Source organism: Xinfangfangia pollutisoli (assembly GCF_020179405.1).
Classification (GTDB): Bacteria; Pseudomonadota; Alphaproteobacteria; order Rhodobacterales; family Rhodobacteraceae; genus Pseudogemmobacter; species Pseudogemmobacter pollutisoli.
Window position 1 is genome coordinate 5,001 of the sequence record NZ_JAICBZ010000096.1, and the last position, 8,255, is coordinate 13,255.

Sequence of the window (8,255 nt, forward strand, 5' to 3'; positions counted from 1 at the left end):
CCAAGGCACCCAGCCGCGGCACATCGGCCCGGTCGATCAGCTCGATATGCTCGATCCGGTGCCGGCTGTCGCGCCGGCCATTGGCACGCTGCGCCGCCTCATAGCCGTCGATGGTCTGGCGCACTGCCGCATCGCCGATCGCATGGACGGCGATCTGCAACCCGCGCCGGTCGGCCTCGATGCAGATCGCATCGAAGGCGGCCGGGGAGAACAAGGGCTCGCCCCGCTCGGCGGTGCCGGGATAGTCCTGCAGCATATAGGCGGTGCGGCTGTCGACCACGCCATCCATGAACATCTTCACCATGCCCGCGCGCAGCCAGTCGTCATCATGCGCCTCGGTCATGACAGTGGCGCGGTCCAGCGCGTCCAGATCCATATGCGGCTTGAAGTGGAAGGGCACCCGCACCCGCGCGGTCAGGCGGCCCTCGGCCTGCATCTCGGCCAGCAGGGCGCAGGTATAAAGATTGCCGTCCATATTGATCATCGTGGTCACGCCATGGGCGGCGCAATGCGCCAGGCCCGCGGCCACCTTCTCTTTGTCGGCCGCGCGCTGCGCCGCATCGGGCCAGGGATCGGGCTCGCCGCCCGTGGCGATGCCCAGCTGCAGATGCGCCGCGCCGCCCAGGGCCAGGATCGGCCCGAAGGCCTCGAATTCGCGCAACTCGCCCGAGGCGGTGCCATCCTCGGCCATCACCACCACATGGCCATGCGGCATCTCGGCCCCGTGCAGCAGGCCCGCGGCGCGCAGGGCGGCGGTATTGGCCCAGACCGTGTGGTGATCGGGCGCCATCATGGCGATCGGCCGGTCGGCGATGATCGCATCCAGATCGTGCCGGGTGACCGGCCGGTCCAGCACCTCATAGGCCGCGCCCTGCGCCATCAGCAAAGGCCGGTCGGGATTTGCGGCCGCAAAACGCAGGAAGGCAGCCTTCAGATCGGCAAAGCCCATCACATCGGCCAGTTGCAGATTGGTCAGCTCGGCCCCGCCCAGCACCAGATGCAGATGGCTTTCGACAAAGCCCGGCAGCACCGTGCGCCCGCCCGCGTCGATCACCCGGCATCCCGGCCCGGCCAGCGCCCCGACCTCCTCGGCCGTCCCCACCGCCAGCACCTTCCCGCCAGCCAGCGCCACCGCCTCAGCCCGCGGCCGCGCCGGGTCCATCGTCAGCACCCGGCCATTCGTCACGATCATCTCAGCCTGCAAGACCAAGCTCCTTCATCTGTCCCTAAATATCCCGGGGGTCCGGGGGCAGAGCCCCCGGGGCCTACCGCCCCCGCACCACCGCCTCGGCCATCGAACACAGCATCTCGAACATCAGGCTGATCCCCAGCCAGGCCGTCCCGCCCGAGGCATCGAAGGGCGGCGAGACCTCGACCAGATCCGCCCCCACGATATCCAGCCCCCGCAGCCCCCGCGCCACTTGCAAGGCCTGCCAGGAATTCGGCCCGCCCACTTCCGGCGTGCCGGTGCCCGGCGCGAAGGTCGGATCGACGAAGTCGATGTCATAGGTCACATAGACCGGCCCCGTGCCCGCGATCTCGCGCGCCTCGACCATCACGTCTTCCGCCCCGCGCGCGTGGAATTCCGCAATCGGGATGATGCGGATGCCGTTCGCTTCGGCGAAATCCCAGTCGTCGCGGCCATAGGCGGTGCCGCGGATGCCGATCAGCACATAGCGTTTCGGGTCCACCAGCCCCTCTTCCACCGCGCGGCGGAAGGGCGTGCCGTGATTGTAGCGCGAGGTGCCGAAATAGATGTCGTTCAGATCGGTATGGCTGTCGAACTGGATCAGCCCCACCGCCCGCGATTTCGCCACCGCCCGCAGGATCGGCAGCGAGCACAGATGATCGCCCCCGCCGGTCAGCGGCCTGACGCCCGCCGCGACCACGCGGTCATAGAAGGCCTCCATCCGCGCCATGCTGTCCATCAGATCGGCCGGATTGGGCGCCACATCGCCCAGATCGGCGCAGTTCACCAGATCGAAGGGCCGGACCCAGGTCGCCCCGTTGGCCGCCCGGATCATCGTCGACAGGTCGCGCAGCTGGCGCGGCCCGTGCCGCGGCCCGGGCCGGTTCGTGGTGCCGCCATCCCAGGGCGCGCCGATCAGCCCGATCTCGACCTCGGCAAAGCGCGGATGGGCGAAATCGACATGCGGCAGCCGCATGAAGGTGGGCACGCCCGCGAATCGCGGCAGATCGAAACCCGAGACCGGAGTGAAAAAGCCTTCCGCCATGCTGCCATCCTTCCTGCGCGCGATTCCCGCCGCCATCCAACCATCCCGGGCCCGGACTGTCAGGTCCCGAAACGACGTTTACTCGCGGGATTTCCGCCGGTCCCGGGCGGGCTTCCGCAACGGCTCTTGACCGGGGGCCCGGCTTCGCGCCCTATCTGGCCATCCCGATCACAGGACCACTGCCGATGTTTTCCAAGACCGCCGACCCGACCTCTGCCCCGCCCCGTCCGACGCCTGGGGCCAATGCCAGCCGGTCCGTCCTCGGTTCCGACCTGAAGATCACCGGCGAGATCACCTCGTCCGGCACGATCGAGGTTCTGGGCGAAATCGACGGCAATCTGTCGGCCGATGTGCTGACCGTGGGCATCGAGGGCCGGCTTTCGGGTTCGGTCAGCGCCAATACGGTCGAGGTGAAGGGCCGGCTTGACGGCAAGGTCTTGACCGACAGCTTCACCATGCGCGCCTCGGCCCAGGTCGCGGCCGATGTCACCTATTCAGTGCTGATCATCGAAAGCGGCGCCACGATCGAAGGCCGCTTCGCCCGCCCGAAGGTCTGACGCCCAAGGTTTGACGCGCGCGGCCCCCTGTGCGCTGCCCGTAGCGCGCGGCCCCGAACCGGCCGCGCTGTAGTATCGGGCTAACACCCGCTTCGCCCCGCCCTGCCCTAGCCTGACCCGACCGTCAGCAAGGGAGGATGCAAGATGGCGAAGATCCTGATGATCACCGGCGATTTCACCGAGGACTATGAAACCATGGTCCCGTTCCAGACGCTTCTGGCCTGCGGCCACAGCGTCGATGCGGTTTGCCCCGGCAAGGCGGCGGGCGACACCGTCAAGACCGCGATCCATGATTTCGAAGGCGACCAGACCTATTCGGAAAAGCCCGGCCACAATTTCGCGCTGACCGCCGATTTCGCCACCGCCGATCCGGCGGCCTATGATGCGCTGGTCGTGCCCGGCGGACGGGCGCCGGAATATCTGCGGATGAATGCCGATGTGCTGGCCAAGGTCCGCCACTTCTTCGAGGCCGGCAAACCCGTGGCCGCGATCTGCCATGGCGCCCAGCTTCTGGCCGCGGCGGGGGTGCTGAAGGGGCGCACCTGTTCGGCCTATCCGGCCTGCGCCTATGAGGTGACGGCCTCGGGCGGGACCTTCGCCGATATCCCGGTGACAGAGGCGGTGACCGATGGCAATCTGGTGACCGCGCCCGCCTGGCCCGCCCATCCGGCCTGGCTGAAGCAGTTCATGGCGCTGCTCTGACATCACCGGGAAGGGAGGCCCCGCGATGTGCGAATTGTTCATCAAGGCCGATGCCGGGCAATGGCAAAGCCGCACCCATAGCTTGCGCATCGACGGGGTCGCCACCTCGATCCGCATCGAGGCGCATTTCTGGGACACCCTGACCGAGATCGGCGCGCGCGACGGAATGACCGTCGCGCAGCTGATCACCCGACTTTGGCATGAAGCGATGGATGCCGACCATGACCTGGGCAATTTCACCTCGTTTCTCAGGGTCTGCTGCGCGCGCTACCATGCGCTGATCGCGGCGGGGGAAATCTCGGCCGACCCGTCCGTGCCGATCGCCGACCACCCCGCGCGCGACATCCTGGCCCGCGAAACCGCCCGCCGCGGGCTGCGCGTCAACTGACCGGCCGGCATTTACGCCGATTTTACGCGCCCCCCCGCCTTCTCGCATAGCGCGTTTACGCGCCCCTGTCCGATCTCTCGGGTCATCGACACTCGGGAGACCTGTCATGGCAGATGTCATCTACCTTGCGCTTGCGCTTGCAGGCTTCGGCCTGTTCGCCGCAGCGCTGCGCCTGATCGAACGGATGTGAGGCGGCGATGCTGGACCTCATCCTCGGCCTTGCCCTTGCGGCGGGGATTTTCGTCTTTCTGATCCGGGCGCTTCTGCGACCCGGCCGGTCCTGAGGAGGCGGCGATGCACGACCTTCTGGGATATGCGGTGTTTCTGGCCGCGCTGACCGCCGGCGGCTGGGCTTTGGCCGCCTATATGCAGCCCGTCTTCACCGGCGGGCGCAGCCTTCTGTCGCCCGCGCTTGGCCCGGTCGAGCGCGGCTTCTACCGCATTGCCGGCATCCGCGCCGATCAGCCCCAGGGCTGGAAGGCCTATGCGCTGTCGGTGCTGCTGTTCAACCTTCTGGGCTTCCTGCTGCTTTACGCGATCCTAAGGCTGCAGGGCGCGCTGCCGCTGAACCCCGACGCCATCCCCGCCATGGCGCCGGATCTGGCCTTCAACACCGCGATCAGCTTTGTCACCAACACCAATTGGCAGGCCTATTCCGGCGAGGCACAGCTCAGCTCTCTGGCGCAGATGGCGGGGCTGACGGTGCAGAACTTCCTGTCCGCCGCGACCGGCATGGCGGTGGGGGTCGCGGTGATCCGCGGCTTCACCGGGCCCCGCGGCGCGGCGCTGGGGAATTTCTGGGCCGACATGACGCGCGCGGTCCTTTATGTGCTCTTGCCGCTGTCCCTTGTGCTGGGGCTGCTGCTGATCGCGCAGGGCGTGCCGCAAACCCTGTCGGGCGCGGCCCATGTCACCACGCTGCAAGGCGCCGAACAGCTGATCCCGCGCGGGCCTGTCGCCTCGCAGGTCGCGATCAAGCAGCTGGGCACCAATGGCGGCGGCTTTTACGGCGTGAACTCGGCCCATCCGCTGGAGAACCCGACCATTCTGTCGAACATGGCGCAATGCCTGTCGATCCTGCTGATCCCGGTGGCGTTCTGCTTCCTCTTCGGCCGCATGGCCGGCGACCGGCGGCAGGGCTGGGCGATCTTTGCCGCCATGGGCGTGATGTTCGTCGCGGGCCTGGCCGTGATCTACTGGGCCGAAACCGCCGGCAGCGGGCTTGGCGCCAATATGGAGGGCAAAGAGCAACGCTTCGGCGCCGCCCTTTCCGCGCTTTGGGCGGCGGCGACCACCGCGGCCTCGAACGGCTCGGTCAATGCGATGCATGACAGTTTCATGCCGCTGTCGGGCCTGGTGCAGATGATCAACATGCAGGTGGGCGAGGTGATCTTCGGCGGCGTCGGCGCCGGGCTCTACGGCATGCTGCTTTACGTCGTGCTGGCGGTGTTCCTGGCCGGGCTGATGGTCGGGCGCACGCCCGAATATCTGGGCCGCAAGATCGAGGCGCGGGAAGTCACGCTGGCCATGCTGGCCTTCCTGTCCATGCCGCTGGGCATTCTGGGCGGGGCCGCGATCTCGGCCAGCCTGCCCGCGGCGCTGGCCTCGGTGCAGGAGGGCGGGCCGCATGGGCTGAGCGAGATCCTCTATGCCTATTCCTCGGCGGTCGGCAACAACGGCTCGGCCTTCGCGGGCTTCGGCGCGGCGACGCAATGGCAGACCACCGCGCTTGGGCTGCTGATGCTGTTGGGCCGCTATGCGATCATCGTGCCGATGCTGGCGATTGCCGGCGCGCTGGCCGCCAAGACCCGCGCCCCGGTGACGCTGGGCACCTTCCCGACCCATGGCCCGCTTTTCGTGACGCTGCTGGTGCTGACCGTCACGGTGCTGGGCGCGCTGACCTTCTTCCCGGTGCTGGCCCTTGGCCCGATCGCCGAGGAAAGCGCGCGCCTGGCCGGCCAAAGCTTCTGATCCCGCCGGGCGGCCCAGGCCCGGGCCGCCCCCTTCCCCGTCGTCAAGGACCGGACCATGTCCAGCCATCCCCATTCCCGGCCCCATACGGGCCTTTACGCCACGGCCCTGCGCGCCTCGGTCGCCAAGCTGCACCCCCGCGCCCTGCTGGGCAATGCGGTGATCTGCGTCACCGCCGCCACCGCCGCCGTCACCACGCTTCTGGCCCTGCGCGACCTTGCCACCGGCGCCCCGGGCGCCGGGGTCAACCTGCAGATCGCCTTCTGGCTTTGGGTCTGCGTCCTGTTCGCCAATTTCGCCGAAGCCCTGGCCGAGGGCCGCGGCAAGGCCCGCGCCGACAGCCTGCGCGCCACCAAGGCGGAAACCATGGTCAAGCTGCTGGCCCAGGAAGACGACCCCGCCCCGCGGCTTGTTGCCTCGGGCAGCCTGCGGGCGGGCCAGCTGGTCCTGGTCGAGACCGGCGACCTGATCCCCACCGATGCCGAAGTGATCCGCGGCGTCGCCTCGGTCGATGAAAGCGCCATTACCGGCGAAAGCGCGCCGGTGATCCGCGAATCCGGCGGCGATCGGTCCTCGGTCACCGGGGGCACGCGGATCGTGTCCGACAGCCTGGTGCTGCGCATCCTGGCCGAGCCGGGCAAAAGCTTTCTCGACCGGATGATCGCCATGGTCGAGGGCGCCGAGCGGCAGAAGACCCCGAACGAGATCGCGCTGAACATCCTGCTGGCCGGGCTGACGCTGATCTTCCTTCTGGTCACCGTCACGCTGCAGCCCTTCGCGCGCTATTCCGGCATCGCCATTCCGGTCGTCACCCTGGCCGCGCTGTTCGTGACGCTGATCCCCACGACGATCGGCGGGCTTCTGTCGGCGATCGGCATCGCCGGGATGGACCGGCTGATGCGCGCCAATGTGATCGCGAAATCCGGCCGCGCGGTCGAGGCGGCGGGCGATGTCGACACGCTTCTGCTGGACAAGACCGGCACGATCACCTTCGGCAACCGGATGGCCGATGCCTTCCTGCCCGCCCAGGGCGTGATCGACCGCCAGTTGATCCGCGCGGCACTGCTGGCCTCGCTGTCGGATGACACGCCCGAGGGCAAATCCATCGTCGATCTGGCGCATCGCCTGCTGCCGGCCGATGACAAGCCGGCCGAGACCGGCGCGCCCATCGCCTTTTCCGCCCAGACGCGGCTGTCGGGCGTCGATCTGCCCGGGCGGCGGCTGCGCAAGGGCGCGGTCGATGCGGTGGAACGCTTCACCGGCCGCCACGCCGACCCCGGCCTGCGCGCCCGCATCGACGAGATCGCCCGCTCGGGCGGCACGCCCCTGCTGGTGGCGCAGGACGACACGATCTTGGGCGCGATCCATCTGAAGGATGTGATCAAGCCCGGCGTGCGCGACCGTTTCGCCGAATTGCGCGCCATGGGCATCCGCACGGTGATGATCACCGGCGACAACCCCCTGACCGCCGCCGCCATCGCGGCCGAGGCGGGGGTGGACGACTTCCTGGCCGAGGCGACGCCCGAGATGAAGCTGGACTTCATCCGCCGCGAACAGGCCGGCGGGCGGCTGGTCGCCATGTGCGGCGACGGCTCGAACGACGCTCCGGCGCTGGCGCAGGCCGATGTGGGCGTGGCGATGAATTCGGGCACGCCGGCGGCGAAAGAGGCCGCGAACCTGATCGACCTCGACAGCGATCCGACGAAGCTGATCGAGGTGGTCATGGTGGGCAAGCAGCTGCTGATCAGCCGCGGCGCGCTGACCACCTTTTCGATCGCCAATGACGTGGCGAAATACTTTGCCATCCTGCCCGCGCTGTTCGTCGCGGCCTTTCCGGGGCTGGCGGTCCTGAACGTCATGAACCTGCACAGCCCGCAAAGCGCGATCCTGTCGGCGGTGATCTTCAACGCGCTGATCATCGTGGCGCTGATCCCGCTGGCGCTGCGGGGCGTGCGCTATGCGCCCGCGGGCGCGGCGGCGCTGCTCAGGCGCAACCTGGCCATCTACGGCCTGGGCGGGCTGATCGCGCCTTTCCTGGGGATCAAGGCCATCGACCTGGCCGTCACCGCGCTTGGCCTGGCCTGAGCCCCCGATCCAGAACCGGAGCATCCCATGTTGACCCTTCTTCGCCCCGCCTTGGCCCTGACCCTGGCCCTTACCCTGCTGACCGGCCTGGCCTATCCCCTGGCGCTGACCGGCCTGGCCCAGACGCTTCTTCCCGGGCCCGCCGATGGCAGCCTGATCCGCCGCGGCGACCAAATGGTCGGATCGGCGCTGGTCGCGCAGGATTTCACCGGCCCGGCCTGGCTGCATCCCCGCGCCTCGGCCAGCGGCTATGGCACCACGCCCTCGGGCGCCTCGAACCTCGGCCCCACCTCGGCCGCGCTGGCCGAGGCGGTGGCC

General features: G+C 68.7%; 8 protein-coding genes (1 of these 8 only partly in view). 6 read left to right on the forward strand and 2 right to left on the reverse strand.

The window, feature by feature from the left end; translation table 11 throughout:
• Positions 1-1,192, reverse strand: the 5' portion of a protein-coding gene (locus K1Y73_RS19050) for an amidohydrolase (RefSeq protein WP_318248258.1). Its footprint begins 458 nt before the window's first position; only the first 1,192 of its 1,650 coding nucleotides appear in the window; the start codon lies at positions 1,190-1,192; its stop codon lies beyond the left edge, outside the window.
• A 73-nt stretch (positions 1,193-1,265) separates the two neighbouring features.
• Positions 1,266-2,234, reverse strand: a complete 969-nt coding sequence (locus K1Y73_RS19055; protein WP_225029891.1) for an agmatinase — start codon at positions 2,232-2,234, stop codon at positions 1,266-1,268.
• 185 nt (positions 2,235-2,419) lie between these two features.
• Between K1Y73_RS19055 and K1Y73_RS19060 the strand changes: the two genes are divergently transcribed.
• The 6 genes from K1Y73_RS19060 to K1Y73_RS19085 all read left to right on the forward strand — a co-directional run.
• Positions 2,420-2,791 carry a bactofilin family protein gene (locus K1Y73_RS19060; RefSeq protein WP_225029892.1) on the forward strand — a complete coding sequence of 124 codons (372 nt, stop codon included), beginning with the start codon at positions 2,420-2,422 and terminating at the stop codon, positions 2,789-2,791.
• Positions 2,792-2,935: 144 nt separating this feature from the next.
• Positions 2,936-3,493, forward strand: coding sequence for a DJ-1/PfpI family protein (locus K1Y73_RS19065; RefSeq protein WP_225029893.1), 558 nt, complete (start codon positions 2,936-2,938; stop codon positions 3,491-3,493).
• Between the two features lie 25 nt (positions 3,494-3,518).
• Positions 3,519-3,881 (forward strand): ribbon-helix-helix domain-containing protein, encoded by a 363-nt coding sequence (locus tag K1Y73_RS19070; protein ID WP_225029894.1) that lies wholly within the window; start codon positions 3,519-3,521, stop codon positions 3,879-3,881.
• 294 nt (positions 3,882-4,175) lie between these two features.
• Positions 4,176-5,852 (forward strand): potassium-transporting ATPase subunit KdpA, encoded by a 1,677-nt coding sequence (gene kdpA, locus K1Y73_RS19075; protein WP_225029895.1) that lies wholly within the window; start codon positions 4,176-4,178, stop codon positions 5,850-5,852.
• Between the two features lie 57 nt (positions 5,853-5,909).
• The gene (gene kdpB / locus K1Y73_RS19080; protein ID WP_225029896.1) at positions 5,910-7,937 is read left to right on the forward strand and encodes a potassium-transporting ATPase subunit KdpB; all 2,028 of its coding nucleotides are present in this window, start codon (positions 5,910-5,912) and stop codon (positions 7,935-7,937) included.
• 27 nt (positions 7,938-7,964) lie between these two features.
• On the forward strand, positions 7,965-8,255 hold a 291-nt coding region (locus K1Y73_RS19085), incomplete at its 3' end, for a potassium-transporting ATPase subunit C (protein ID WP_225029897.1).

Excerpts from the sequence above, each read along its gene's own strand:
- K1Y73_RS19055 (WP_225029891.1), bottom strand. The coding sequence starts at position 2,234 with ATGGCGGAAGGCTTTTTCACTCCGGTCTCGGGTTTCGATCTGCCGCGA.
- kdpB (WP_225029896.1), top strand. The coding sequence starts at position 5,910 with ATGTCCAGCCATCCCCATTCCCGGCCCCATACGGGCCTTTACGCCACG.
- K1Y73_RS19065 (WP_225029893.1), top strand. The coding sequence starts at position 2,936 with ATGGCGAAGATCCTGATGATCACCGGCGATTTCACCGAGGACTATGAA.
- K1Y73_RS19070 (WP_225029894.1), top strand. The coding sequence starts at position 3,519 with ATGTGCGAATTGTTCATCAAGGCCGATGCCGGGCAATGGCAAAGCCGC.
- K1Y73_RS19060 (WP_225029892.1), top strand. The coding sequence starts at position 2,420 with ATGTTTTCCAAGACCGCCGACCCGACCTCTGCCCCGCCCCGTCCGACG.
- kdpA (WP_225029895.1), top strand. The coding sequence starts at position 4,176 with ATGCACGACCTTCTGGGATATGCGGTGTTTCTGGCCGCGCTGACCGCC.